Origin of the sequence: Maritimibacter sp. HL-12, from assembly GCF_900177545.1 — a bacterium.
Taxonomy (GTDB): domain Bacteria; phylum Pseudomonadota; class Alphaproteobacteria; order Rhodobacterales; family Rhodobacteraceae; genus Sinisalibacter.
The window spans coordinates 3,371,543-3,395,391 of the sequence record NZ_FXBQ01000001.1; the positions used below are offsets into that span (position 1 = coordinate 3,371,543).

The window sequence follows — 23,849 nt, forward strand, 5'->3', positions numbered from 1 at the left end:
GCGAAAGCGCAGGTTCCGGGTCGCGTGCGCCGCGCGCAGGCGCTAGGCATCACGCCATGACACAGATGGCTCTCTCCCCGCGCGCCTGGGCGCTGCTCCTCGCCCTGGCGCTGATCTGGGGGTCGAGCTTCCTGACCACGACCGAACTGCTCGACGTGATGGCCCCACTCCACGTGGTCACCCACCGGGTGCTCTGGGCCGCATTGCTGCTGTGGGGATACGTGCTCCTGCGCCGGCTTCCGCTGCCGCGCGATACCCGCACGCTGGCGGCGCTCTTCGTCATGGGGCTTGGCAACAACGCGGTGCCCTTCGCGTTGCAGGCCTTCGCCCAGACCTCGATCGAGTCGGGGCTGGCCGGGATTCTCAACGCCACCACGGCGATTTTCGGCCCGCTGGTGGCGGCGGTCTTTCTGGCCGACGAGCGGCTGCGAACCAGCAAGGCGGCCGGGATTGCGCTTGGTTTCGCGGGCATCGTCGTGGTGATCGGTCCGGCCGCGCTCTCGGGGCTCGATCCGCGCTCGCTGGCGCAACTGGCGATGCTCGCCTCGACATTGTCCTACGCGCTCTCGTCGGTCTTTGCGCGGCGTCATCTCAAGCATCTGCGCGCGGAGGTGGCGGCGCTCGGCATGCTTACTGCATCCGCGCTGACCCTCCTGCCGCTGTCGTGGCTGGTCTCGGGGCCGCTTCCGCTCGCCCTGCCCGGCCCGACCCTGGCAATGATCGGCTACTACGCCGGCGTGGTCACTGCACTTGCCTACCTGATCTACTACCAGCTCATCCGCGTGGCCGGGGCGGGCAACACGATGCTGGTGACGCTCCTGATCGTGCCGGTCGCGGTCACGCTCGGTGCCGTGGTGCGCGCCGAGGCCTTGCCGCTCTCTGCCTATGCCGGTTTCGGCCTGATCGCGCTCGGCCTTGTCCTGATCGAGGGGCGGCTGGTGCGCCGGCGATCGCCGGGAAGGGTTTGACCACCCCGCGCGCGCCCGCTACTCAGGCGCGCAAAGGCAAGGAGGCGGGGATGATCTACCAAGGTGCCCAGGATTGGCGAAGTGCCCGGCAAAAGCGGGTGCTGCTGTTCGGCATGTCGGGCCTCGGCAAGACCTACCTCGCCAACATGCTGCGCGCCTCGGGCGGCTGGTTTCACTACTCGGTCGATTACCGCATCGGCACGCGCTACATGGGCGAGCACATCGCCGACAACTTCAAGCGCGAGGCGATGAAAAACCCGTTCCTGCGCGAGCTGCTGCTGACCGACAGCGTCTATATCGCCTCCAACATCACCTTCGACAATCTCGCGCCGCTCTCGACCTACCTCGGCAAGCCGGGCGATCCGGCCAAGGGCGGGCTGCCGTTCGACGAATACATGGCCCGCCAGGCGTTGCACCGCGAGGCGGAAGTGGCGGCGATGCTCGACACCACCCGGTTCATCGACCGGGCCCACGACATCTACGGTTACGACAATTTCGTCTGCGATACCTCCGGCTCGATCTGCGAGGTGGTCGATCCCGAGGATCCCGCCGACCCGGTGCTCACCGAGCTTTCGGCGCATCACCTGATGATCTGGATCGAGGGCAGCGAGGCCCATACCGAGGAGTTGATCCGCCGGTTCGTGAAGGCACCCAAGCCGATGTATTACCAGCCTGCCTTCCTCGAAGCGGCGTGGGACGATTACCTGGCCTCGCATGACGTGCGGCCCGACAAGGTCGATCCCGACGACTTCATCCGAGCCACCTATGCCCGGGCGCTCGCCCATCGCCAGCCGCGCTATGCCGCGATGGCGCGCAACTGGGGCGTGAAGGTCTGCGCCGACGAGGTCGCGCGGGTCCGCACGCCCGAAGATTTCACCGAGCTTGTCGCCCGCGCCCTCGAGGCGCAGTGACGACGCTCCACATTCCACTCCCGATCCCGCAAGCCGAGGACGAACCCAATGCCGATCAAGATCCCCGCCACGCTTCCCGCCTACAACACCTTGCGCGCGGAAGGCATCATGATGATGCGCGAGGATCAGGCCGAGTTGCAGGAGATCCGGCCGATGCGGATCGCGCTGCTCAACCTCATGCCCAAGAAGATCGAGACCGAAACCCAGTTTTCCCGGCTCATCGCCGCCTCGCCGCTTCAGGTCGAACTGACCCTTGTGCGCCCGACCGAGCACGTCTCGAAAACCACGAGCCAGGCCCATATCGGCGCGCATTACCAGCCGTTCCAGGAGATCCGCGACCAGAAATTCGACGGCATGATCATCACCGGCGCGCCGATCGAGCACCTGCCCTACGAGGAAGTCACCTACTGGGACGAGATGCGCGAGATCATGGACTGGACCCAGACCAACGTGCATTCCACCTTCGGCGTCTGCTGGGGCGGCATGGCGATGCTCTACCATTTCCACGGCATCCCCAAGCACCTGCTGGAAAAAAAGGCGTTCGGCTGCTACCCGCAACGCAACCTGCACCCGCTATCGCCCTTCCTGCGCGGCTTTTCCGATAATTTCGTCATCCCGGTGAGCCGCTGGACCGAGGTCAAACAGGCCGATATCGACGCCCATGCCGGTCTCGTGCCGCTGCTTGGCTCGCCCGAGACCGGTGCCTGTCTCGTCGAAGACCCGGCCCACCGCGCGCTCTACATCTTCAACCATTTCGAATACGACAGCGACACCCTCAAGAACGAGTATGACCGCGACGTGGCAAAGGGTGTGCCGATTAACGTGCCGATGAACTACTACCCCGACGACGACCCGAGCCAGCCACCGCAGAACCGCTGGAAAAGCCACGCGCACCTGCTTTACGGCAACTGGATCGCCGAGATGTATCTGACCACGCCGTTCGAGATCGACCGGATCGGCACGGTGGTCGAAGACCGCCGGGGCTGAGCCGCCGATCTGCGCCCGGTCACGCCGGTTTTCGGGTCACAGGGATGTCATATCACCGGAATCCGGCCCTCGGAAGATTGGCCGGAAGCCCGCAAACGATTAGATAAACACGAACGCCGAATCGGACAACAGAGGGCAGGTCAGCGCCATGGGCGACGAAGGTATCTTCTTAATCATCATCGCCCTGTTGCCTTTTGTCGGCGCGCTGCTTCCCGGCCTGATGATCCGCGCAGGGCGCAACGCCAGCGCCGTGTTCACCGCGCTGCCGACGGGCCTGGCCATCGTGATGCTGCTGATCCTCGCGCCGGCGGTGATGCGCGGCGAGGTGATCCGCGCCGATCTCGACTGGCTGCCCGCCCTCGGCCTATCGGCCTCGTTCTTTCTCGACGGGCTCGGGCTGCTGTTTGCCGGAATGATCCTCGGCATGGGCCTCCTGATCACGCTCTATGCCCGGTTCTACCTCTACCGGACCGACCCGATGGGGCAGTTCTACACCTACCTCCTGCTGTTCCAGGGCGCGATGCTGGGCATCGTGTTGTCGAACAACATCCTGCTTTTGCTGATTTTCTGGGAGCTGACCAGCCTCTCCTCCTTCCTGCTCATCGGTTACTGGAAACACCTGCCGGAAGGCCGCCAGGGCGCACGGATGGCGCTCGCCGTCACCGGCGCGGGCGGGCTTGCGATGATCGGCGGCATGCTGATCCTCGGCAATATCGCGGGCAGCTACAACCTGACCGACATTCTCGCGTCGGGCGACGCGATCCGCGCCTCCGAATGGTATCTGCCGGCGCTGGTGCTGATCCTGATCGGGGCCTTCACCAAGTCGGCGCAGTTCCCGTTCCACTTCTGGCTGCCGCACGCGATGGCCGCGCCCACCCCGGTTTCGGCCTACCTGCACTCGGCCACGATGGTGAAGGCCGGGGTGTTCCTGCTCGCGCGGATGTGGCCGGCGCTGGCGGGCACCGAGGCCTGGTTCTACCTCGTCGCCACCACCGGCCTTGTCACCATGGTGCTCGGCGCGCTGATCGCGCTGTTCAAGGACGATCTGAAGGCGCTGCTGGCGTTCTCCACCGTGAGCCACCTCGGGCTTCTGACCATGCTGCTCGGCTTCGGCACCAGGCTCGCCGCGATCGTCGCGGTGTTTCACATCATCAACCATCTCACCTTCAAGGCCGCGCTGTTCATGACCGCGGGGATCGTCGACCACGAGACCAAGACCCGCGACATCAAACGGCTCGGCGGATTGCGTCACCTGATGCCCGTCACCTTCCTGATCGGCACGATCGGGGCGCTGTCGATGGCCGGTATCCCGCTGTTCAACGGATTTCTCTCCAAGGAAATGATGCTGGAAGAGGCGGCGCACACCGTCTGGGCCGGAAGCGCCTGGGCGGTGCCGGTGCTGGCCACGTTCGGTGCGCTGCTGTCGGTGGCCTATTCTTTCCGCTTCATCGGCCATGTCTTTCTCGGCCCGGTGCGCGACGACTACCCGGCCAAGCCACATGATCCGCCCTTCGGGCTCTGGGCCGCGCCGGGGCTGCTGGTGGCCTTCGTGGTCGCGATCGGGCTGTTTCCGGCATTGATCGTCGGGCCGCTCGTCGCCGTTGCGGGCGGTGCGGTGATCGGCGACACCGACCTGCCCTATTACTCGCTCAAGATCTGGCACGGGTTCACCCCGGCGCTCTGGATGTCGGTGATCGCCGTGCTTGGCGGGCTTGCGCTGCTGTGGCGGCACGGCGCGCTTGACCGGGTCTGGACCGCGCTGCCGCGTCCCGAGGCAAAAACCATCTTCGACGCGCTGCTCGACGCGCTCACCCGGGGCGCGCGCGGCCTGAGCGAGCGCATGCATGACGGCACGCTCAGCCGCTATCTCGCCATCTTCGTGGTCGCCACCGTCACGCTCGGCGCGATCGCATGGACCGGCGGCGGCGTGCCCGCCCCGACCCGCGCGCCGCTTCCGGTATCGCCGGTGGTGGCGGTGGGCTGGCTGATGCTGATCGCGGCGACCATCGCTGTGGTGGTGATGCACCGGGCGCGGTTCCAGGCGCTGGTGCTGATCGGCATCATCGGGCTGATGATCTCGGCGGGCTTCATCTACCTCTCCGCCCCCGACCTCGCGCTCACCCAGATCTCGGTCGAGACGGTGACGATCATGCTGCTGCTGCTGGCGCTGCACTTCCTGCCCAAGACCACCCCGGTCGAAAGCCCGGTGGCGCTGCGGCTGCGCGACGGGGTGATCGCGCTCGCAGCGGGCGGCGCGGTGGCCACGCTGGCCCATACCTTCCTGTTGCAGGATGGCAGTTCGATCTCCTCCTACCACCTCGCCAATTCCTACGAGGGCGGCGGTGGCACCAACGTGGTGAACGTCATCCTCGTCGATTTCCGCGGCTATGACACCTACGGCGAGATCATCGTGCTCGGCATCGCCGGGCTGGTGATCTTCGCGTTGATGGAGGCGCTGCTTTCCAGCCCGGCGGCACAACGCCTGCGCGAGCGCGCGGCCGCGGACGAAGGTGTGCGGTCGCGCGACCGGCACCCCTTGATGATGGTGGTGGCAACGCGGGTGATGATGCCGATCGCCATGGTCGTCGGTGCCTACATCTTCCTGCGCGGCCACAACCAGCCGGGCGGCGGCTTCGTGGCGGGCCTCGTGGTGTCGATCGCGCTCCTGATGCAATACATGGCCTCGGGCTTCGCCTGGACCCAGGCGCGCCAGCGCATCGGCTATCACGAGATGATCGGCATGGGCGTGATCATCGCCGGGCTCACCGGTGCCGGGGCATGGCTCGCGGGCAAGCCGTTTCTCACCAGCGCCTTCGGCTATTTCCACATCCCGCCGATCGAGGAATTCGAACTGGCCACCGCGATGCTGTTCGATCTCGGCGTGTTCCTTGCCGTGCTCGGGGCAGTGATGCTGATGCTCTACTCGCTGTCGCGGCTGGCGCGCTACGCCGGCGAAACGGTGAACATCGCGCCGATGGACTACGACCCGACCGAACGGGACGACGAAGCCGCCGCGCGGAAGGACGACTGACATGGAACTCGTGATCGCAACCAGTATCGGGGCGCTGACGGCGGGCGGGGTTTACCTGATCCTGCGGTTGCGCGCCTTCCCGGTGATCCTCGGGCTCGCCCTGCTGAGCTACGCGGTGAACCTCTTCCTGTTCGCCTCCGGTCGGCTCGCGGTCAACATGCCGCCGGTGCTCGACAAGTATGGCGACGCGAGCTATACCGATCCGCTGCCGCAGGCGCTGGTGCTCACCGCGATCGTGATCTCCTTCGGGATGACGGCGGTTCTGGTGATGGTCGCGCTCGGCGCCTTCGTGGAATCCGGCGATGACCGGATCAACACCGAAGAGGACGCGCCCGAGGGCGACGACGAGCCGACGGAGGCACCGCGATGAGCCACTGGATCATTGCCCCCGTCATCCTGCCCGCGCTGCTCGCGCCGGTGATCGGCTTCGTGATGCGTCACGATATCTCGATGGCGCGGATCGCCTCGCTCACCGGGGCCGCGCTGGTCGTGGCGATCGCCACCGGGCTGGCGCTCACCGCGGCCGGGGGCGAAACCCTTGTCTACCGGCTGGGCGACTGGCCCGCGCCCTTCGGTATCGTGCTGGTGCTCGACAGGCTCTCGGCGATGATGGTGCTGCTCACCTCGCTGCTTGCGCTGATCGTTCTGGCCCATGCCGTGGCCACCGGCTGGGATGCGCGCGGACAGCACTTTCACGCGCTGTTCCAGTTCCAGATCATGGGGCTCGTCGGCGCGTTCCTGACCGGCGACATCTTCAACCTCTTCGTGTTCTTCGAGATTCTGCTGATCGCCTCTTACGGGCTGATGATCCATGGCGGCGGGCAAGCGCGGCTGCGCGCCGGGCTGCAATACGTGGTGATCAACCTCGCCGGATCGACCCTGTTTCTGTTTGCCCTCGGAGTGCTCTACGCCGCGACCGGCACGCTCAACATCGCCGATCTCGCGCGGGTCATGGAAGGGATCGAGCCGGACGACGCAAGCCTGGTGCGGGTTGCCGCGATGTTGCTGATGGTGGTCTTCGCGGTGAAAGCCGCGCTGTTCCCGGTGCAGTTCTGGCTGCCCGGCGCCTATGCCAATGCCCCCGCCCCGGTCGCCGCGCTGTTCGCGATCATGACCAAGGTGGGCGCTTACGCAATCATCCGGGTGCACACGCTGGTATTTGGCCCCGGTGCCGGGGCAACCGCCGACATCGCCTCGACCTGGCTGTTCCCCGCAGCCCTCGTCACCATTGCCATCGGCGCGTTTGGCGTGCTTGGTGCGCGTCGGCTCATGCCGATGGTTGCGTTCTCGGTGGTTGGGTCGATGGGCGCGCTGCTGCTGGCGGTTTCGGCCTTCACCCCCACCGCCCTCGCGGCAGCGTTCTACTACCTCGTGCATTCCACCTTCGCCGCCGCCGCGCTGTTTCTAGTGGCCGACCTCGTGCTCACCCGGCGCGGCGACGAGCGGCTCCTTGCCCTGCCGCCAACGGTGCAGAATGGGCTCTTTGCCGCGCTGTTCTTCGCCGCCGCCATCGCCATGGCGGGGATGCCGCCGCTCAGCGGTTTCCTCGGCAAGCTGCTCGTGCTCGACGCCCTGCGCGCGCCGGGACAGATCGGCTGGGCCTGGAGTGCGATCCTGATCGGCTCGCTGCTCACCATCCTCGGTTTCGCCCGTGCCGGGAGCACGCTGTTCTGGAAATCGACCGCGGTCGACACCGAGGCGACCACCACGACCGCCGCCACGCCGCTCCAGCTCGCCCCGGCGATGGTCGCGCTGGCGATGCTGGCCGGTCTGACCGCCTTTGCGGGCCCGCTCACGGCACAGTTCCAGCACACCGCCGACCAGCTCTTCGACCGCGGCGGCTATGTTGGCGCGGTGCTCGGCGCATCGCCGCCGGAGCCCACAACGGACGCCGCCACCGTGCCTGCGTCCAGCGAGGAGAATTGAGCCATGTTCGCCCGCCTCGTGCCGCACCCGGTCCTGAGCCTGACCCTCCTTCTCGTCTGGCTCGGCCTCGTCAACAAGGTCACCCCCGGCAACCTGCTCCTGGGCCTCGCCCTCGGTCTGGTCGTGCCGCTCATCACCGCCGCCTACTGGCCCGACCGCCCCACCCTGCACCGCCCGCTGAAAGCCGCCGAGTACGTGGCTGTCGTGTTCTGGGATATCGTCGTGGCGAATATCCACGTGGCCATGATCATCCTGTTCAAACCGAACGCGAATCTGCGCTCGTGCTGGATCACCGTGCCGCTCGAACTAACCTCGCCCGAGGCGATCACCGTGCTTGCGGGCACCATCACGCTGACGCCCGGCACGGTCTCGACCACGCTTGCCGCCGACGCGGGCAGCCTGCTCGTGCACTGCCTGCACGCCGAAGACCCGGACGCGGTGCGCGACACCATCAAGGCCCGTTACGAATCGCGTCTCATGGAGGTTTTCCAATGATCGCCGCTGCGCTCACCTTCGCCTTCGCCTGTTACGGGCTCGCGCTCCTGTTCAATCTCTGGCGCATCATGCGCGGCCCCACCAGCGCCGACCGCATCCTCGCGCTCGACACCATGGTGATCAACATCATCGCGCTGTTGATCCTCTACGGCATCCTGCGCGGCACCGCGGTCTACTACGAGGCGGCGATGCTCGTCGCCATGGTCGGTTTCGTGTCCACCATCGCCTACAGCCGTTTCGTGCTGCGCGGCGATATCATCGAGTGAGGCAATGATGGATTTGACACTGCTCAGTGAAGCCTTCATCGCGCTGTTCCTCGTGATCAGCGGCATCTTCGGCCTCGTCGGCTCCTTCGGGCTGGTGAAACTGCGCGAGACGATGCAGCGGCTGCACGCCCCGACCAAGGCCACCACGCTTGGCGTCGGCGGCGTGCTGATCGCCTCGATGCTCTATTTCCTGCTGGTGAAAGGCAGCCTGTCGTTTCACGAGCTTCTGATCACGCTGTTCCTGTTTCTCACCGCCCCGATCACCGCCGGGTTCATCGCCAAGACCTACATGCTTCATCGCGTTTCGCGCGAAGACCTGCCGTCCACCGGGCGCGACTATGGCTGGGCGCTCTACGATGCCGCGCCGGGCAAGGAAGACGACGGCAACGATCAACCCTGACCCGGGCCGGGCGTTGCCCTGCGCGAGCGCCTTGATTGCGCCCGGCAAACCCGTAATACTCTGATAACCGGGCCGGAGCGGCCATTTATCCCGGGAGGGTCTATGCGACGGATTGTTCTTGGGCTCGGTGCCGGGCTCGGCCTTGGGCTGGCTGTCAGCGCAGCGCATGCCGGCCCGCTCGACGTTCAGCCGGTGGTGCCGGATGTCTGGGCCATCGTCGGCCCGACGGAACAGCGCAGCCCCGAGAACCTCGCCAACAACGCCACCTTCGGCCTTGTCGTGACCGACGAAGGCGCGGTGCTGATCGACCCGGGCGGGTCCTCGCAAGGGGCGGCGATGCTGCATGAGGCGATCCGCGCGATCACCGACCAGCCGGTGGTCTACGTCATCAACACCGGCGGGCAGGATCACCGCTGGCTGGGCAACGGCTACTGGCAGGCAGAGGGCGCGACGGTGATCGCCAGTGCGGCGGCGGATGCCGACCACCACGCCCGGGCCTCACTGCAGATGAGCGCGCTCGCCACGTTTCTGGGCGACGGGCTGGAGGGCACCGCGCCCGCCTATGCCGATATCACCTTCGAGAGCGACCACAGGCTTGATATCGGCGGCCTCAGCTTCGAGATCATGCATCGCGGCCCGGCCCACACCCCCGGCGACGCCTTCGTCTGGCTCGATGAGCGCGACGTGATGTTCACCGGCGATATCGTCTATGTCGACCGGCTGCTCGGCAATGGTCCGGCCGGCAACACCCGAAGCTGGATCGAGGTTTTCGACGCGATGGCGGCGTTCGAGCCGGCCCATGTCGTGCCCGGCCATGGCCACGCCACCGACCTGGCCACCGCCCGGCGCGATACATACGACTACCTCGTGCACCTGCGCCGCGAGATCGGCGCGCTGATCGAGGCGGGCGGCAGCATCATAGAGGCACCGCAGATCGACCAGAGCGCCTGGGATCACCTGTCGCAATTCGACAGCCTCGCCGGGCGCAACGCGCAAGCGACCTTCGAAGAGATGGAATGGGATTAGCGCCGGGCCGGAGCGTCTGACCGGTCGCGACACAGGGCTGTTACAGAAATTTCACCCTCCGGTTATCTTATTTCTGTTATCCATGAAATATGGAAACAGTGATTCCCGACCGTCTTGCCACCCTCGGCCACCCGCAACGCCTGGCGATCTTCCGGCTGTTGATGCGGCGTCACCCCGACCGGTTGCCTGCCGGCGAGATCGCGGGCGCGTTGGGCTTGAAGCCCAGCACGCTCTCGGCCTACCTCGCCGCGCTGATGCAGGTCGGGCTGGTGCAGCAGGAACGCGCCGGCACATCGCTGCTTTACTCCATAGCCATGACGGAAGTGCAGAACACGCTCGACTACCTGATGCGCGATTGTTGCCGCGCGCGTCCCGAGCTTTGTGCTCCCGTCGCCTCATCCCGCCCCCAAGGACAAACCGCCATGCCCGACCGTAAGTTCAACGTGCTGTTCATCTGCACCGGGAATTCCGCCCGCTCGATCTTCGCCGAATCGATCCTTCGCGATACCGCCGGCGATCGCTTCACCGCCTATTCCGCCGGCACCAAGCCCTCGTCGGAGTTGAACCCCTATGCGCTCGAGGTGCTCAAGGCCAACGGCCACGACATCTCGCTGCTGCGCGCCAAGAACGTCGGCGAGTTCTCCGGCCCCGACGCCCCGGCGCTCGACTTCGTCTTCACCGTTTGCAACCAGGCCGCCAACGAGGAATGCCCGGCCTGGGAAGGCCAGCCGATCAGCGGCCACTGGGGCATGCCCGACCCGGTGAAAGCCGAGGGTGCCGAACCGGAAAAGCGGCTTGCCTTCCGCGAAGCCTATGGCGCGCTCTACCGGCGGATCACCGCCTTCGCCGCCCTCCCGATCGCCTCGCTCGACCGCATCGCCCTGCAGGCCGCCGTCGATGACATCGCCCATCTCAAGAAGGACTGACCCCTCATGACCACCTACGCCCTGAACGGCCTTGGCCGGATCGGAAAACTCGCCCTGAGGCCGCTTCTGGAGCGCGGGGCCGAGATTGCCTGGATCAACGACGCGGTGGGCGATCCCGAGATGCACGCGCACCTGCTGGAGTTCGACACCGTGCACGGGCGCTGGCCGGCCACGTTCAGCCATGACACCGCGAGCCTCACCATCGACGGCACCCGCCTGTCCTTCATCGGCACCAGGAACCTCGCCGATCTGCCGCTCGACGGCGTCGACGTGGTGATCGACTGCACCGGCGTGTTCAAGTCCGAGGCCGCCCTCGCGCCCTATTTCCAAGCCGGGGTGAAAAAGGTCGTGGTCTCGGCCCCGGTGAAGGACGGGCCGACCGCCAACATCGTCTACGGCGTGAATGATGACACCTACGACCCGGCGGCGCATGACATCGTGACAGCCGCCTCCTGCACCACCAACTGCCTTGCACCCGTGGTGAAGGTGATACATGAAAACCTCGGCATAAAACACGGGTCCATCACGACAATCCATGATGTTACCAACACCCAGACCATCGTCGACCGCCCCGCGAAAGACCTCCGCCGCGCGCGCTCGGCGCTGAATTCGCTGATCCCCACCACCACCGGCTCGGCCACCGCGATCACGCTGATCTATCCCGAGCTCACCGGCCGGTTGAACGGCCATGCGGTGCGCGTGCCGCTGCTCAACGCCTCGCTCACCGATTGCGTCTTCGAGGTGGAGCGCGCAACCACGCCCGAAGAGGTCAACGCACTGTTCGAGGCCGCCGCAGGGGGGCCGCTTGCTGGCATCCTGGGTTACGAGACCCGCCCGCTGGTGTCGGCCGATTACACCAACGACACCCGCTCGGGCATCGTCGACGCCCTCTCCACCATGGTGGTAAACGGCACCCAGGTGAAGGTCTACGTCTGGTATGACAACGAGATGGGCTATGCCCATCGGCTGGTCGACGTGGCGTTGATGGTGGGAGCTTCGCTTTGACCACCCGCCCCGAGGGACTTTCGGCCTATATCGCCGTCACCGCCGCCTATTGGGCCTTCATGCTCACCGACGGCGCGCTCAGGATGCTGGTGCTCTTGCACTTCCACACGCTGGGCTTTTCACCGGTGCAACTGGCCTATCTCTTCGTGCTCTACGAGATCGCCGGCATGGTCACCAACCTTTCGGCGGGCTGGATCGCCGCGCGTTTCGGGCTGACCTCGACGCTCTACGCCGGGCTCGGGCTCCAGGTGCTGGCGCTCCTCGCGCTGGCGCAGCTCGATCCGGGCTGGGCGCTCGGGCTCTCGGTGGCCTATGTGATGATCGTGCAAGGCGCGAGCGGCGTGGCCAAAGACCTTGCCAAGATGTCGTCCAAATCGGCGGTGAAGCTGCTCGCGCCCACCGAGGATGGCGGGCTGTTTCGCTGGGTCGCCCTGCTCACTGGCTCGAAGAACGCGGTAAAGGGCCTTGGTTTCCTGCTCGGCGCGGCGCTGCTGGCCACGCTCGGCTTCGTGCCCGCGGTGCTGGCCATGGCCGCGGTGCTCGCGGTGATCCTCGTGGCGGTGCTGGTGGCGATGCCCTCGGGCCTGCCGCGCGGCCGCAAGGGCGCCAAGTTTTCGGAAGTCTTCTCGAAATCGGCCAATGTGAACTGGCTGTCGGCGGCGCGGGTCTTCCTCTTCGGCGCGCGTGACGTGTGGTTCGTCGTCGGCATCCCGGTCTATTTCTACGCCGTGCTCTCGGACGGCAGCACCGAGGGTAACCGCGCCGCCTTCTTCCTGATCGGCACCTTCATGGCGGTCTGGATCATCCTCTACGGCGCGGTGCAGGCGGCCGCGCCCCGGCTGCTCGGCGCGCGCACCCGGCCCGAGGCGGAGCTGATCCGCGCCGCGCGGGGCTGGGCCGGGCTGCTCTTCGTCGTGCCCGTCGCGCTCGCCGTCGCCGCCGCATTCGCGGGCGGGCCGCAGCCATGGCTCACCACCTCGGTGGTGGCCGGGTTGCTCGTTTTCGGCGCGCTCTTTGCGATCAACTCGGCGCTGCACTCCTACCTGATCCTTGCCTTCACCCGGTCCGAGCGGGTGACGATGGACGTGGGCTTCTACTACATGGCCAACGCCGGCGGGCGGCTGATCGGCACGCTCTCCTCCGGGCTGACCTACCAGATCGGTGGCCTGCCGCTGATGCTGGGCACCGCCGCGGTGATGGTGGCGCTCGCCGCGCTCGCCGCCGGCCGGCTCGACGCGGGCGCGGGGGAGGCCGCCCCATGAGCCTGTTCGAACGCTACCTCACGCTCTGGATCGCGCTTGCCATGGCGGGCGGCATCCTGCTCGGCAGCCTCGCGCCGGGGCTGGTGTCCGCCATCGCCGCCGCCGAGGTGGCGCGGGTCAACCTGGTGGTGGCGGTGCTGATCTGGGCGATGGTCTACCCGATGATGGTGGCGGTCGACCCGGCCCATATCGGCGGCGCGCTGCGCGAACCGAAGGGGCTGGCGATCACGCTTGCCGTCAACTGGCTGATCAAGCCCTTCACCATGGCGGCGCTGGCGGTGCTGTTCTTCGAAACCGTCTTCGCCCCCTTCATCGCCCCCGAGGACGCCTCGCAATACATCGCCGGGCTGATCCTGCTCGGCGCCGCGCCCTGCACGGCGATGGTGTTCGTCTGGTCGCAGCTTACGAAGGGCGACGCCAATTACACCCTGCTGCAGGTCTCGGTGAATGACGTGGTGATGGTCTTCGCCTTCGCGCCGATCGTGGCCCTGCTGCTCGGTGTGACCGACATCTCGGTGCCCTGGGAAACGCTGGTGCTCTCGGTCGTGCTGTTCGTGGCGCTGCCGCTTCTGGCCGGGGTCGCCACCCGCCGATGGCTGGCCTCGCCCGCCCGCATCGCCACGTTCCAGGCCCGGGTGAAGCCGTGGTCGGTGATCGGGCTGATCGCGACGGTGGTGATCCTGTTCGGCCTCCAAGGGCAGGTGATCCTCGACCGACCCGCCGTGATCGGGCTGATCGCGGTGCCGATCCTGATCCAGTCCTATGGCATCTTCGCGCTGGCCTATGCCGCCGCCTGGGCGCTCAAGGTGCCGCACCGGATCGCCGCGCCCTGCGCGCTGATCGGCACCTCGAACTTCTTCGAACTGGCGGTGGCGGTGGCGATCTCGCTGTTCGGGCTCAATTCGGGCGCGGCGCTGGCCACCGTGGTGGGCGTTCTGGTCGAGGTGCCGGTGATGCTCTCGCTGGTGGCGCTGGCCAACCGCACGCGGGCGCGCTTCGGCTGAGCCGGGCGCGGCGAAATGGGGCCTTGGCAATCATCGCCCGCGCCGCTAAACCCGCGCCGAACGCATTTGGAGCCGGGTGAAACTCCCGGCTGGCTCCTCCGGCCGCCGATCCGCCGGATAACCCGACACGCACACCAATGACCAAGACCGCGATGCGCCGTCGCGGCCCCGGGAACCGCTTTCATGATCACACCCGCCCAATACCGCCGCCAGTGGACGAGCAACATCCGCGGCGATCTGCTCTCCGGCCTCGTCGTCGCGCTCGCGCTGATCCCCGAGGCCATCGCCTTCTCGATCATCGCCGGCGTCGATCCGAAGGTCGGGCTCTACGCCAGTTTCTCGATCGCGGTGATCATCGCCATCACCGGCGGCCGGCCGGGGATGATCTCGGCCGCTACCGCCGCCACCGCCGTGCTGATGGTGACACTGGTCAAGGACCACGGGCTGCAATACCTGCTCGCCGCCACCGTGCTGGCGGGGCTCCTGCAGATCGGCGCGGGGCTCTTGAAGCTCGGCCGGGTGATGCGCTTCGTTTCGCGCTCGGTGATGACCGGCTTCGTCAACGCGCTGGCGATCCTGATCTTCATCGCGCAACTGCCCGAGCTCGATCCGCGCAACGTGCCGATGCTCACTTACGTGTTGGTCGCCGCCGGGCTGGCGATCATCTACCTGTTTCCGCGCCTCACCACCGCCGTGCCCTCGCCGCTGGTCACCATCATCGTGCTGACCGGGCTCGCGCTGGTGCTCGGGCTCGACGTGCGCACCGTGGGCGACATGGGCGCCCTGCCCGACACCCTGCCGGTGTTCCTGATCCCCGACATCCCGCTCAATTTCGAGACCCTGCAGATCATCTTCCCCTATTCCGTCGCCGTCGCCATCGTCGGGCTGCTCGAAAGCCTGATGACCCAGCAGATCGTCGACGACCTGACCGACACCACCTCCGACCGCAACCAGGAGTGCATCGGCCAGGGCATCGCCAATACCGCCACCGGCTTCATCGGCGGCATGGCCGGCTGCGCGATGATCGGTCAGTCGATCATCAACGTCAAATCCGGCGGTCGCGGGCGGCTCTCGTCCTTCGTGGCGGGGCTGTTTTTGCTGATCCTCGTGGTCATGCTCGGCGATATCGTCGCGATCATCCCGATGGCGGCGCTGGTGGCGATCATGATCATGGTCTCGATCGGCACCTTCTCGTGGTCGTCGATCCGCAACCTGCGCGACCATCCGCGCTCGTCGTCGATCGTGATGCTGGCGACGGTTTTCTTCGTGATCTACACCCACAACCTCGCGATCGGCGTGCTGGTCGGCGTGCTGCTCTCGGGGCTGTTCTTCGCCTGGAAGATCGCGCAGCTTTTCCGGGTGCGCAGCGCGATCACGCCCGACGGCAGCCACCGCACCTATCACGTCGAGGGCCAGTTGTTCTTCGCCTCGTCGGAAGACTTCATGAAGGCGTTCGATTTCAAGGAAGCGCCCGAGAAGGTCACCATCGACGTGACCGGCGCGCATATCTGGGACATATCGTCGGTTGCGGCCCTCGACATGGCCGTGCTCAAGTTCCGCCGGGAAGGGGCCGAGGTCGAGATCATTGGCCTCAACGAGGCGTCCGAAACCATCGTCGACCGGCTTGCCGTCCATGACAAACCCGGCGCGATGGACAAGTTGATGGGCCATTGAGGGAGACAGACCCATGTTGAATCATACACTCATCGCGCTCGTCGACGGCTCGGCCTATGCTGAAAGCGTCTGCCATCACACCGCCTGGATTGCCCGGCGCACTGCCTCGCGGGTCAAGCTCTATCACGTGATGGGGCGGCGCGACGCGACGGAAAAACAGGATCTGAGCGGCGCGATCCGGCTCGGAGCCCGCACAAGGCTGCTCGAACAGCTTTCCGAGATGGACGCCGCCCGCGCGAAACTCGCCCATGAACATGGCCGCGCGATCCTCGAAGACGCCAAGGCGATCGTGGAAAGCGGCGGCGATATTGAGGTGGAAACCCGCCTGCGCCAGGGCGATCTGGTCGAGACGGTCACCGACAAGGAAGATCAGGGCGACATGATCGTGGTCGGCAAGCGTGGCGAGGCGGCGGGACTGGCCTCCGAGCACCTCGGCTCGAACCTCGAACGCATCGTGCGCGCCAGCCACAAGCCGGTTTTCATCGCCAACCGCGCCTTCAAGCCGGTCGAGAAGGTGCTTGTTGCCTTCGACGGCGGGCCTTCGGCGATCAAGGCGGTCGATTTCCTTGCCGATTGCCCCTTGTTCGCGGGCCTTGCGGTGTCTCTGGTGTCGGCCGGGCTCGAAACCCCCGACCTGCGCGCCGCGCTCGACAAGGCCGCGGCCCGGCTTGCCAAAGCAGGGCTCTCGGCCGAGATCATCCTGCGGCCGGGCGAACCGGAACAGGTGCTGTCGCAGATGACCGCGCTCGAGGATTACGACCTGCTGGTGATGGGGGCCTATGGCCATTCGCGGGTGCGCCACCTGATCATCGGCTCCACCACCACCGCGTTGATCCGCTCCTGCCGTGTGCCCGTCCTGATCATGAGGTAACCGATGGAAGAGCACGATCTCACGCCGCTGATCGACCGGCTGTTGCCGCGCATGCAGGCCGACCTGGCGGAGTTGAAAGCCAATTCGGCGCAGACCTCCGCCGATCGCAAGCCGGTCGAACTCGATCAGCAGAGCGTAGGCCGCCTGAGCCGGATCGACGCGATGCAGCAACAAGCCATGGCCGCCGCGCAGGAAGCCCGGCACCATGGCCGCGCCCGGGCCCTCGAAGCCGCCATTGCCCGGGTCGATAGCGGCGATTTCGGCTGGTGCGCTGATTGTGGCGACTTCATCGGCGCGCAGCGGCTGGACCTCGACCCGGCGATCATGAAATGCCGTGATTGCGCGTCGTGACAGCGCGCTTGAGCCGCGGGGCGCGCCGGTGCTAAGGCATCTCGTCATGACAAGTCTTGCTTTTACCTGCCACCACGTGCACCGGGTGCCCGGATGATCGACGCGGCCCTTCTGCCCTTGCAGCGCCGGGCGCTGGCACCGCTTGCGCGCACCCTCGCCGCGCGCGGGGTGAGCGCCGACGCGATCACGCTCGCAGGCTTCGCCATCGGCCTTGCCGCAATCCCCGCGCTGGCGTCGGGCCAGTTCGCCCTCGCGCTCGCGCTGATCCTCGTCAACCGGCTGGCCGACGGTCTCGACGGCGCGGTGGCGCGTCTCACTCGGCCCACCGACCGGGGGGCCTTTCTCGATATCGCGCTCGATTTCGTCTTCTACGCGCTCGTGCCGGTGGGCTTCGCGCTGGCCGACCCCGCCGCCAACGCGCTTCCCGCCGCGGTGCTTGTCGCCGCTTTCGTCGGCACCGGCTCGTCCTTCCTCGCCTTCGCGGTGATTGCGGCCGCAAAGGGCATGAGCGCCGCCGCCTATCCAACCAAGGGGATCTACTACCTTGGCGGCCTCACCGAAGGCTTTGAAACCATCGCGCTGTTCGTGCTCATGTGTTTGTTACCGCAGCACTTTGCAGAATTGGCCTATATCTTCGCGGGTCTCTGCGCGGTCACCACGTTCACGCGCTGGCGGCAGGGTTGGATCGCCTTCACGCCGACCGAAGACAACGACACCGCCTGAGCCCCGCGTGAGGGCCTGCATGAAGGATAAGCAATGCGCCTTGCCATCGCCGCCGCCGTCGCGGCCAGCCTGATGACCGCCCCCATCCGCGCACAAGACTGGCAAGACACGCTCGACGCCGCGCGCGGCCAGACCGTCTACTGGAACGCCTGGGGGGGCGACGGGCGCACCAACGCCTTCATCGACTGGGTGGGCAAGGAGACCGAGGCGCGCTTTGGTGTCTCGGTGCGTCACGTCAAGCTCACCGACACCGCCGAGGCGGTCACCCGGGTGCTGTCGGAGAAGGCCGCCGGGCGCGATACCGGCGGCTCGGTCGACCTGATCTGGATCAACGGGCCGAATTTTCTCGCGATGAAGCAGCAGGGGTTGCTCCATGGCCCTTTCGTGGCGGACCTGCCCAATGCGGATTACCTCGACTTGTCCCCCGGTGCCCCGGCCACGGTCGATTTCACCGAGCCGGTCGAGGGCATGGAAAGCCCCTGGCGGCTCGCCCGTTTCGTCTTCGCCTACGACACCGCCCGGGTCGATGCGCCGCCCGCGACGATGGCCGATTTCGTGCCCTGGGCCGAGGCCAACCCGGGGCGGATGACCCACCCGGACCCGTCCAACTTCATGGGCGCGACGTTTCTGAAACAGGCGCTGATCGAACTCGCCCCCGACGCCGGCGTGCTGCAAATGCCCGCCGACGATGCCGGCTTCGCCGCCGCCACCGCCCCGCTCTGGGACTGGTATGACGCGCTCAGACCCAACCTCTGGCGCGGCGGCGCGGCCTTTCCCGAGAACGAGTCGATCCAGCAGCAGCTCATGAACGACGGCGAGATCGACATCGCGATGTATTTCGACCCCGCCGCCCCCGCCGCCGCGATCAGGGCGGGGCTTCTGCCCGACACCGCCCGTGTTTTCGTGCCCGAGGGCGGCAGCATCGGCAATGTCAGTTTCGTGGCGATCCCCTACAACGCCGCCAACCGCGACGGCGCGCTGGTGGTGGCGGACTTCCTGCTTGCCCCCGAGACCCAGGCGCAGATGCAGAACATCGACGTGCTCGGTGCCTTCTCGGTGCTCGATCCGGGCAAGCTCGACGACGCCGGGCGCGCCGCCTTCGCCGCGCTGCCCGACGACCCCGCCCTGCCCCGGATCGAGGATCTCGGCCCCACCCTGATCGAGCCGCACGCAAGCTGGATGACCCGCCTCACCGAGGCCTGGGCGAACCGCTACACGCGATGAGGGTTTCGCCCGAAGGAAGGGTCTTGCGCGGGCTGGTGCTCGCGGTTCTGGCCTTCGGGTTGATCGGCCCGATCGCGGCGGGGCTTTGGGTCACCGCGCGGGCGGGGTTCGGGCTGATGCCCGCGATCGGGGCCACCGAGGCCGGACTTGACCCATGGGCCGCGCTCTTCGGCTTGCCGGGGCTGGTCACCTCGCTCAAGATCACCGCCTTCACCGGCGTTGTCTCAACCCTGCTTTCGCTCGTGCTCGCGCTGGCGCTCACCGCCGCGTTGCAGCCCCGCCTCAGTGGCGGGCGCGCGGCGCGGCTGCTTGCGCCGTTCCTCGCGATCCCCCATGCCGCGCTGGCGATCGGGCTGGCCTTCGTGCTTGCGCCCTCGGGCTGGATCGCCCGGGCGCTTGCGCCGGTGCTCGGTCTCGACCGCCCGCCCGATCTCGCGCTGGTGGGCGACCCCTGGGGGATCGCGCTAATCCTCGGGCTGATGCTGAAGGAGGTGCCCTTCCTGATGCTCGTCAGCCTCGCGGCGCTCACCCAGATCCCGCTGCGCCAGCACCTCGCCACCGGGCGTTCACTCGGCTACGGGCGGGCCGCGGTCTGGCTCAAGCTGATCGTGCCGCAGCTTTGGCCGCTGATCCGGCTGCCGGTGATGGTGGTGCTGGCCTATGCGCTCTCGACGGTGGAGATGGGGCTGATCCTCGGCCCCTCGAACCCGCCGGTGCTGGCGGTGCTGCTCACCCGGCTGTTCTTCGCCCCCGACACCGCGCTCCTGCTGCCCGCCTCCGCCGGGGCGCTGCTGCAGGGCGCCCTGGTGGCGGTGGCCTTCGCGCTCCTGTGGCTCATCGAGCGCGCGCTGGCGCTGGCCGGGCGGATGTGGGTCTGCCGCGGCGGGCGCGGGCGCGGGCTCGACCCGCTCCTCGGTATCGCCCATGCGCTCGGCTTCGCGGCGATCACCCTTGGCGGGCTGTCGATGCTGGCCTTGCTGATCTGGTCGTTCGCCTGGCGCTGGCCCTGGCCCGGGGCGCTGCCGGAAAGCTGGTCGCTCAGGGCCTGGACCGGGGCCGGGCCGGGGCTTGCGCGGGCATTCGGCCAGACGCTCCTGATCGCGCTCGCCACCACCGGCATCGCCCTCGCCCTCGCGGTGGCCTGGCTCGAAGGCGAGGATCGCGCCCGCACCCCGCGCGCGGCCTGGGCCGAGGCGCTGATCTACCTGCCGCTCCTGTTGCCGCAGATCGCCTTCCTGTTCGGGCTCAACGCAGGGTTCCTGCGGCTCGGCCTGCCCGGCGGGCTTGCAACCGTGATCTGGGCGCAGGCGCTCTTCGTCTTTCCTTACGTGATGATCACGCTGTCCGACCCCTGGCGCGCCCTCGACCCGCGCCTCACCCGCGCCGCCGCCTCGCTCGGTGCCGGACCGTGGCGGCGGCTGTTCACGGTCAAGCTGCCGGTGCTGCTCGCCCCGATCCTCACCGCCGCCGCCATCGGCGTTGCGGTGTCGGTCGCGCAATATCTGCCAACGCTGTTCATGGGCACGGGGCGCATCGCCACGCTCACCACCGAGGCGGTGACGCTTTCCTCCGGCTCCGACCGGCGGGTGACCGGGGCCTATGCGACGTTGCAAATGGCGCTTCCGCTCGCGGCCTATGCCGCGGCCTTCCTGATCCCCGCGCTCTTGCACCGCGACCGGCGCGCCCTGAAAGGCGGTGCCGCATGAGCCTCGTTCTCGACCGCATCACCCTGCAACCCGCAGGTGCCGCGCCGCTCTTCGCGCCCCTGAGCCTCACCATCGGCCCCGGCGAGATCGCCACCGTGATGGGCCCCTCCGGCGTCGGCAAGTCGACCCTGCTCGATGCCATCGCCGGTCACCTCGCCCCGGCCTTCACGCTCACCGGCGCTGTCACCCTCGACGGGCGCGATCTGCTCGCACTCCCCGCCGAGGCGCGTCGCGTCGGGCTGGTGTTTCAGGATGCCGTGCTGTTTCCCCACCTCGCGGTCGGTGACAACCTCGCCTTCGGCCTCACCGCCACCGTGAAAGGGCACACGGCGCGGCGCGCGGCGGTCGAGGCCGCCCTGGCACAGGCCGGGCTTTCAGGCCTGCATGACCGCGACCCGGCCAGCCTCTCGGGCGGCCAGCGCGCCCGCGCCGCCTTGATGCGCAGCCTGCTCGCCGAACCGGCTGCCCTCCTGCTCGACGAACCCTTCTCCAAGCTCGATGCGAACCTGCGCGACGAGATACGCGCCTTCACCTTCGCCCATATCCGCGCGCGTGCGATCCCGGCATTGATGGTCACCCACGATCCGGCCGACGCCGAGGCCGCCGCCGGGCCGGTGATCGGCCTGACCTCGCAAGGAGACCCCGCATGACATTCTCGCCCGCATCCACCGCATTCGCCCTTGGCACGACGGCCGTTTTGATGGCCTTCGCCGCACGCGGCGGGGCCGAGGCGCTCGGTGCCCACCCGTGGTGGGCCGCGCGGACCGGGCTTGTCGGTGCGCCGATCGGTCTTGGCCTCCATGCCCTGGCCCGCGCCTTCGGGCTGACCTCTCCCCGGCTCGCCCTGCTGGCGCTTGCCGGGTTCGTGCTGGCCGTGGCCGCAGCCATCGTCGGCAAGCAGCGCTTCGTTGCGTCGATGGCAGAAGACGCGCTTGCCGGTCGGTTCTGGTTCTTCGGCTGGTTCGGCGTCTTCGCCATGGCCTGCCTGCTGAGCCTCACCTTGATTGCACGCGCCCGGCGCACCTGACCTCATGCCGGCGTTCGAAAGCGCGCCTTGCCCCCGGCGCGCGTTCCTGCCATGCTGGGCGCGATGGTGGTCGTTCGGCTTGTCCGATGACCTTAAAAGGGAACGCGGTGCGGGGCTTGCCCCAAATCCGCGACTGCCCCCGCAACTGTGAGCGGCGAGCCATCCTGCAACATGCCACTGGGTCCCGTCCCGGGAAGGCGCAGGAGAGCCGAGACCCGCGAGTCAGGAGACCTGCCATCCTTGTCATGTCAACCCGGGCGGGGTGCCCCGGAGGAGGATCGCGGATCATGGGCCCTGCCCGCCAAATCGTTCGGTCTTTCACCGCCCCCGCCCTCATGCGCGGAGGGCGCGATGGATATTCACACCTTGTCACAATTGCTGATGGCCCCGGCGGACCCGGCCCGGGCGCGCGAGATTGGCCAGATGGGCTACATGCAATGGCTCGCGGGCCTGCCCGGGGGGGCGTGCTACGCGGCGGAGGCGCGCCGTGCGCTCTGCGCAGCGCAGCCGTTCGCCGCGAGCGATCCGGCGGTGGCCGAGGTCTGCCGCGTGTTGCGGGCCTCGCTCGGCGGGCCAACGGTGGCGCTTGGCCTTGCCCTGCCCGCCCCGCGTCGACGGGGCGGCGCAGGCGAGCGGCGGCGGGCGCTGTGACGGTCGTTCCGCGCGCCGGGTCAGAACCCGCTTTCCACCTTCACGTGGCTATGGGCATGGGCCTCGCCCGCGTTGTGCACATGTTCCGGCCCGCCTTCGGAGACCGGCACCAGCGCCAGAGCCCCGTGCATCACCCCGCGCTCGAGAAACAGCGCCTCGGCAAAACTCGCCACGTCACCGACCTGCCCGCGCATCACCGCCACCTCCAGCGAGGTGCTGTGATCGAGCGGCACCGAGAGCGCCGCCACGGTCTGGTCGTGCCGGTCGAGACGGCTTTGCGGCACCCGCACCGCGAGGTTGCGCGTCGAGTGATCGACGGCGCAGGACACGACACCGTAGCACGCGGCCTCGGCCGGGGCATCGGCGCGCGCGGCAAGACCGCGGCGCACGAGGTCGCGGATCGCCTCCGAGCGATTGGCTGCGCCGCTCGCGGACATGAAGGCATCGAGCGCCTCGGCGATGTCGTCGGTGAGAGTGATGGTCACGCGCTGCATGGGAGCCTCCGTCTGCCTTGCCGCAGCATATCAGCGCGGAATCGGCGGCGAAAGCGCCGGGTTTTCTGCACCTGCATCTTGCGCCCCTGATCCAGTATGATAATCATGCTTCATTGTCATACCCTTGCGGAGATTCGTATGCCCCAGCGTCCCCTCACCGTCGCAACCGCCCTTTTCCCGGTGATTGTCGGCCTCGGCCTCGCCCTGCCTGCGCAGGCGCATTTCCTTGAGATCCTGCCGCAGGCCGATGTGCTGCCCGAGGGCGGCGAGGTGACGCTCGATCTCACCTTCACCCACCCGTTTGAAGGCGGCCCGGTGATGCAGATGGACCGCCCCGCCGAGGTCGGCGTGCTGGCGGGCGGTGCAAAGACCGATCTCGACGCAGCGCTGGTGGAAGCCCCGAAAGACGGCGCCATGGCCTGGCAGATGAGCCACAGGCTCGACACCCCCGGTGCGGCGGTGTTCTGGGTTGCGCCGCAACCCTACTGGGAACCCGCCGAGGGCGCCTTCATCGTGCATTACGCCAAGGTCGTGGTTGACAGCTACGCAAGCGGCGAGGGCTGGGACGAGATGGTGGGCCTGCCGGTCGAGATCGCACCGCTGACACGCCCCACCGGGGTCTGGGCCGGCAACCTGTTCTCCGGCGTCGTGACCAAGGCGGGCGACCCGGTGCCCTTCGCCGAGGTCGAGGTGGAATTCGTCAACGACGGCCGCTTCGAGGCACCGAACGAAGCCTTCATCACCCAGGTGATCAAGGCCGACGCGGGTGGCACCTTCACCTATGCCATGCCCTTCCCCGGCTGGTGGGGTTTTGCCGCCCTGCTCGAAGCCGACTCGCCGATGACCTCGCCCGAGGGCGACGAGGTGCCGGTGGAGGAAGGCGCGCTGATCTGGGTTCACGCCCAGGGTACGGAAGACTGA

At 67.5% G+C, this 23,849-nt stretch carries 25 protein-coding genes, 1 riboswitch and 1 other annotated feature; of the genes, 24 read left to right on the forward strand and 1 reads right to left on the reverse strand.

Going from position 1 to position 23,849, the window contains the following annotated elements; translation table 11 throughout:
* The first annotated feature begins 56 nt into the window (after positions 1–56).
* The 23 genes from B9Y97_RS16630 (at position 57) to B9Y97_RS16740 (ending at position 22,434) form a co-directional block, all read left to right on the forward strand.
* Positions 57–968 (forward strand): DMT family transporter, encoded by a 912-nt coding sequence (locus B9Y97_RS16630; protein WP_085527794.1) that lies wholly within the window; start codon positions 57–59, stop codon positions 966–968.
* Positions 969–1,018: 50 nt separating this feature from the next.
* Entirely contained in the window at positions 1,019–1,879 is an 861-nt protein-coding gene (locus B9Y97_RS16635) for an ATPase (RefSeq protein ID WP_085528322.1), read from the forward strand.
* A 48-nt stretch (positions 1,880–1,927) separates the two neighbouring features.
* Positions 1,928–2,866 carry a homoserine O-succinyltransferase gene (gene metA, locus B9Y97_RS16640; RefSeq protein ID WP_085527795.1) on the forward strand — a complete coding sequence of 313 codons (939 nt, stop codon included), beginning with the start codon at positions 1,928–1,930 and terminating at the stop codon, positions 2,864–2,866.
* Positions 2,867–3,014: 148 nt separating this feature from the next.
* Complete coding sequence (locus B9Y97_RS16645) at positions 3,015–5,897, forward strand: monovalent cation/H+ antiporter subunit A (RefSeq protein ID WP_085527796.1); 2,883 nt, start codon at positions 3,015–3,017, stop codon at positions 5,895–5,897.
* Between the two features lies 1 nt (position 5,898).
* Complete coding sequence (locus tag B9Y97_RS16650) at positions 5,899–6,267, forward strand: Na+/H+ antiporter subunit C (RefSeq protein ID WP_085527797.1); 369 nt, start codon at positions 5,899–5,901, stop codon at positions 6,265–6,267.
* Positions 6,264–7,823 (forward strand): monovalent cation/H+ antiporter subunit D, encoded by a 1,560-nt coding sequence (locus tag B9Y97_RS16655; RefSeq protein ID WP_085527798.1) that lies wholly within the window; start codon positions 6,264–6,266, stop codon positions 7,821–7,823. Before B9Y97_RS16650 ends, B9Y97_RS16655 begins: the two co-directional genes overlap by 4 nt.
* Before the next feature lie 3 nt (positions 7,824–7,826).
* Positions 7,827–8,318 (forward strand): Na+/H+ antiporter subunit E, encoded by a 492-nt coding sequence (locus B9Y97_RS16660; RefSeq protein ID WP_085527799.1) that lies wholly within the window; start codon positions 7,827–7,829, stop codon positions 8,316–8,318.
* Positions 8,315–8,584 carry a K+/H+ antiporter subunit F gene (locus B9Y97_RS16665; protein WP_085527800.1) on the forward strand — a complete coding sequence of 90 codons (270 nt, stop codon included), beginning with the start codon at positions 8,315–8,317 and terminating at the stop codon, positions 8,582–8,584. The genes B9Y97_RS16660 and B9Y97_RS16665 overlap by 4 nt, the downstream gene beginning before the upstream one ends.
* Before the next feature lie 7 nt (positions 8,585–8,591).
* Entirely contained in the window at positions 8,592–8,984 is a 393-nt protein-coding gene (locus B9Y97_RS16670) for a Na+/H+ antiporter subunit G (protein WP_085528323.1), read from the forward strand.
* A 102-nt stretch (positions 8,985–9,086) separates the two neighbouring features.
* A complete protein-coding gene (locus tag B9Y97_RS16675; RefSeq protein ID WP_085527801.1) occupies positions 9,087–10,010 on the forward strand; it encodes an MBL fold metallo-hydrolase in 924 nt (307 codons plus the stop codon).
* Positions 10,011–10,099: 89 nt separating this feature from the next.
* Complete coding sequence (locus B9Y97_RS16680) at positions 10,100–10,936, forward strand: arsenate reductase/protein-tyrosine-phosphatase family protein (protein WP_085527802.1); 837 nt, start codon at positions 10,100–10,102, stop codon at positions 10,934–10,936.
* 6 nt (positions 10,937–10,942) lie between these two features.
* A complete protein-coding gene (locus B9Y97_RS16685; protein WP_085527803.1) occupies positions 10,943–11,941 on the forward strand; it encodes an ArsJ-associated glyceraldehyde-3-phosphate dehydrogenase in 999 nt (332 codons plus the stop codon).
* Positions 11,938–13,203, forward strand: coding sequence for an organoarsenical effux MFS transporter ArsJ (gene arsJ / locus B9Y97_RS16690; protein WP_085527804.1), 1,266 nt, complete (start codon positions 11,938–11,940; stop codon positions 13,201–13,203). The genes B9Y97_RS16685 and arsJ overlap by 4 nt, the downstream gene beginning before the upstream one ends.
* The gene (gene arsB / locus B9Y97_RS16695) at positions 13,200–14,207 is read left to right on the forward strand and encodes an ACR3 family arsenite efflux transporter (protein WP_085527805.1); all 1,008 of its coding nucleotides are present in this window, start codon (positions 13,200–13,202) and stop codon (positions 14,205–14,207) included. Before arsJ ends, arsB begins: the two co-directional genes overlap by 4 nt.
* A 65-nt stretch (positions 14,208–14,272) precedes the next feature.
* Positions 14,273–14,330, forward strand: a sequence feature (sul1 is cis-regulatory element that is thought to sense ions involved in sulfur or methionine metabolism; They are found in Alphaproteobacteria).
* A gap of 60 nt (positions 14,331–14,390) precedes the next feature.
* On the forward strand, positions 14,391–15,881 hold the full coding sequence (locus B9Y97_RS16700; RefSeq protein ID WP_085527806.1) for a SulP family inorganic anion transporter: 1,491 nt from the start codon (positions 14,391–14,393) through the stop codon (positions 15,879–15,881).
* Positions 15,882–15,894: 13 nt separating this feature from the next.
* On the forward strand, positions 15,895–16,752 hold the full coding sequence (locus B9Y97_RS16705; protein ID WP_085527807.1) for a universal stress protein: 858 nt from the start codon (positions 15,895–15,897) through the stop codon (positions 16,750–16,752).
* Positions 16,753–16,755: 3 nt separating this feature from the next.
* On the forward strand, positions 16,756–17,103 hold the full coding sequence (locus tag B9Y97_RS16710; RefSeq protein WP_085527808.1) for a TraR/DksA family transcriptional regulator: 348 nt from the start codon (positions 16,756–16,758) through the stop codon (positions 17,101–17,103).
* 93 nt (positions 17,104–17,196) lie between these two features.
* On the forward strand, positions 17,197–17,826 hold the full coding sequence (locus tag B9Y97_RS16715; protein WP_085527809.1) for a CDP-alcohol phosphatidyltransferase family protein: 630 nt from the start codon (positions 17,197–17,199) through the stop codon (positions 17,824–17,826).
* A gap of 33 nt (positions 17,827–17,859) precedes the next feature.
* Positions 17,860–19,050: an ABC transporter substrate-binding protein gene (locus B9Y97_RS16720; protein WP_085527810.1), complete on the forward strand. Its 1,191-nt coding sequence runs from the start codon at positions 17,860–17,862 to the stop codon at positions 19,048–19,050.
* A 23-nt stretch (positions 19,051–19,073) separates the two neighbouring features.
* Positions 19,074–20,756, forward strand: a complete 1,683-nt coding sequence (locus B9Y97_RS16725; protein ID WP_217809467.1) for an ABC transporter permease — start codon at positions 19,074–19,076, stop codon at positions 20,754–20,756.
* Complete coding sequence (locus tag B9Y97_RS16730) at positions 20,753–21,406, forward strand: ATP-binding cassette domain-containing protein (protein WP_085527812.1); 654 nt, start codon at positions 20,753–20,755, stop codon at positions 21,404–21,406. The genes B9Y97_RS16725 and B9Y97_RS16730 overlap by 4 nt, the downstream gene beginning before the upstream one ends.
* On the forward strand, positions 21,403–21,783 hold the full coding sequence (locus tag B9Y97_RS16735) for a hypothetical protein (RefSeq protein ID WP_085527813.1): 381 nt from the start codon (positions 21,403–21,405) through the stop codon (positions 21,781–21,783). The genes B9Y97_RS16730 and B9Y97_RS16735 overlap by 4 nt, the downstream gene beginning before the upstream one ends.
* 47 nt (positions 21,784–21,830) lie before the next feature.
* Positions 21,831–22,037, forward strand: a riboswitch (cobalamin riboswitch).
* A gap of 97 nt (positions 22,038–22,134) precedes the next feature.
* The gene (locus B9Y97_RS16740; RefSeq protein ID WP_085527814.1) at positions 22,135–22,434 is read left to right on the forward strand and encodes a hypothetical protein; all 300 of its coding nucleotides are present in this window, start codon (positions 22,135–22,137) and stop codon (positions 22,432–22,434) included.
* 20 nt (positions 22,435–22,454) lie between these two features.
* Here the strand turns inward: B9Y97_RS16740 and nikR are convergent, their stop codons facing one another.
* Complete coding sequence (nikR, locus tag B9Y97_RS16745; RefSeq protein ID WP_085527815.1) at positions 22,455–22,928, reverse strand: nickel-responsive transcriptional regulator NikR; 474 nt, start codon at positions 22,926–22,928, stop codon at positions 22,455–22,457.
* A 138-nt stretch (positions 22,929–23,066) separates the two neighbouring features.
* On the opposite strand from nikR, the gene B9Y97_RS16750 reads away from it, so the two are divergent.
* Positions 23,067–23,849, forward strand: coding sequence for a DUF4198 domain-containing protein (locus B9Y97_RS16750; RefSeq protein WP_085527816.1), 783 nt, complete (start codon positions 23,067–23,069; stop codon positions 23,847–23,849).

Excerpts from the sequence above, each read along its gene's own strand:
- B9Y97_RS16630 (WP_085527794.1), top strand. The coding sequence starts at position 57 with ATGACACAGATGGCTCTCTCCCCGCGCGCCTGGGCGCTGCTCCTCGCC.
- B9Y97_RS16635 (WP_085528322.1), top strand. The coding sequence starts at position 1,019 with ATGATCTACCAAGGTGCCCAGGATTGGCGAAGTGCCCGGCAAAAGCGG.
- metA (WP_085527795.1), top strand. The coding sequence starts at position 1,928 with ATGCCGATCAAGATCCCCGCCACGCTTCCCGCCTACAACACCTTGCGC.
- B9Y97_RS16645 (WP_085527796.1), top strand. The coding sequence starts at position 3,015 with ATGGGCGACGAAGGTATCTTCTTAATCATCATCGCCCTGTTGCCTTTT.
- B9Y97_RS16650 (WP_085527797.1), top strand. The coding sequence starts at position 5,899 with ATGGAACTCGTGATCGCAACCAGTATCGGGGCGCTGACGGCGGGCGGG.
- B9Y97_RS16655 (WP_085527798.1), top strand. The coding sequence starts at position 6,264 with ATGAGCCACTGGATCATTGCCCCCGTCATCCTGCCCGCGCTGCTCGCG.
- B9Y97_RS16660 (WP_085527799.1), top strand. The coding sequence starts at position 7,827 with ATGTTCGCCCGCCTCGTGCCGCACCCGGTCCTGAGCCTGACCCTCCTT.
- B9Y97_RS16665 (WP_085527800.1), top strand. The coding sequence starts at position 8,315 with ATGATCGCCGCTGCGCTCACCTTCGCCTTCGCCTGTTACGGGCTCGCG.
- B9Y97_RS16670 (WP_085528323.1), top strand. The coding sequence starts at position 8,592 with ATGGATTTGACACTGCTCAGTGAAGCCTTCATCGCGCTGTTCCTCGTG.
- B9Y97_RS16675 (WP_085527801.1), top strand. The coding sequence starts at position 9,087 with ATGCGACGGATTGTTCTTGGGCTCGGTGCCGGGCTCGGCCTTGGGCTG.
- B9Y97_RS16680 (WP_085527802.1), top strand. The coding sequence starts at position 10,100 with ATGGAAACAGTGATTCCCGACCGTCTTGCCACCCTCGGCCACCCGCAA.
- B9Y97_RS16685 (WP_085527803.1), top strand. The coding sequence starts at position 10,943 with ATGACCACCTACGCCCTGAACGGCCTTGGCCGGATCGGAAAACTCGCC.
- arsB (WP_085527805.1), top strand. The coding sequence starts at position 13,200 with ATGAGCCTGTTCGAACGCTACCTCACGCTCTGGATCGCGCTTGCCATG.
- B9Y97_RS16700 (WP_085527806.1), top strand. The coding sequence starts at position 14,391 with ATGATCACACCCGCCCAATACCGCCGCCAGTGGACGAGCAACATCCGC.
- B9Y97_RS16705 (WP_085527807.1), top strand. The coding sequence starts at position 15,895 with ATGTTGAATCATACACTCATCGCGCTCGTCGACGGCTCGGCCTATGCT.
- B9Y97_RS16710 (WP_085527808.1), top strand. The coding sequence starts at position 16,756 with ATGGAAGAGCACGATCTCACGCCGCTGATCGACCGGCTGTTGCCGCGC.
- B9Y97_RS16715 (WP_085527809.1), top strand. The coding sequence starts at position 17,197 with ATGATCGACGCGGCCCTTCTGCCCTTGCAGCGCCGGGCGCTGGCACCG.
- B9Y97_RS16720 (WP_085527810.1), top strand. The coding sequence starts at position 17,860 with ATGCGCCTTGCCATCGCCGCCGCCGTCGCGGCCAGCCTGATGACCGCC.
- B9Y97_RS16730 (WP_085527812.1), top strand. The coding sequence starts at position 20,753 with ATGAGCCTCGTTCTCGACCGCATCACCCTGCAACCCGCAGGTGCCGCG.
- B9Y97_RS16735 (WP_085527813.1), top strand. The coding sequence starts at position 21,403 with ATGACATTCTCGCCCGCATCCACCGCATTCGCCCTTGGCACGACGGCC.
- B9Y97_RS16740 (WP_085527814.1), top strand. The coding sequence starts at position 22,135 with ATGGATATTCACACCTTGTCACAATTGCTGATGGCCCCGGCGGACCCG.
- nikR (WP_085527815.1), bottom strand. The coding sequence starts at position 22,928 with ATGCAGCGCGTGACCATCACTCTCACCGACGACATCGCCGAGGCGCTC.
- B9Y97_RS16750 (WP_085527816.1), top strand. The coding sequence starts at position 23,067 with ATGCCCCAGCGTCCCCTCACCGTCGCAACCGCCCTTTTCCCGGTGATT.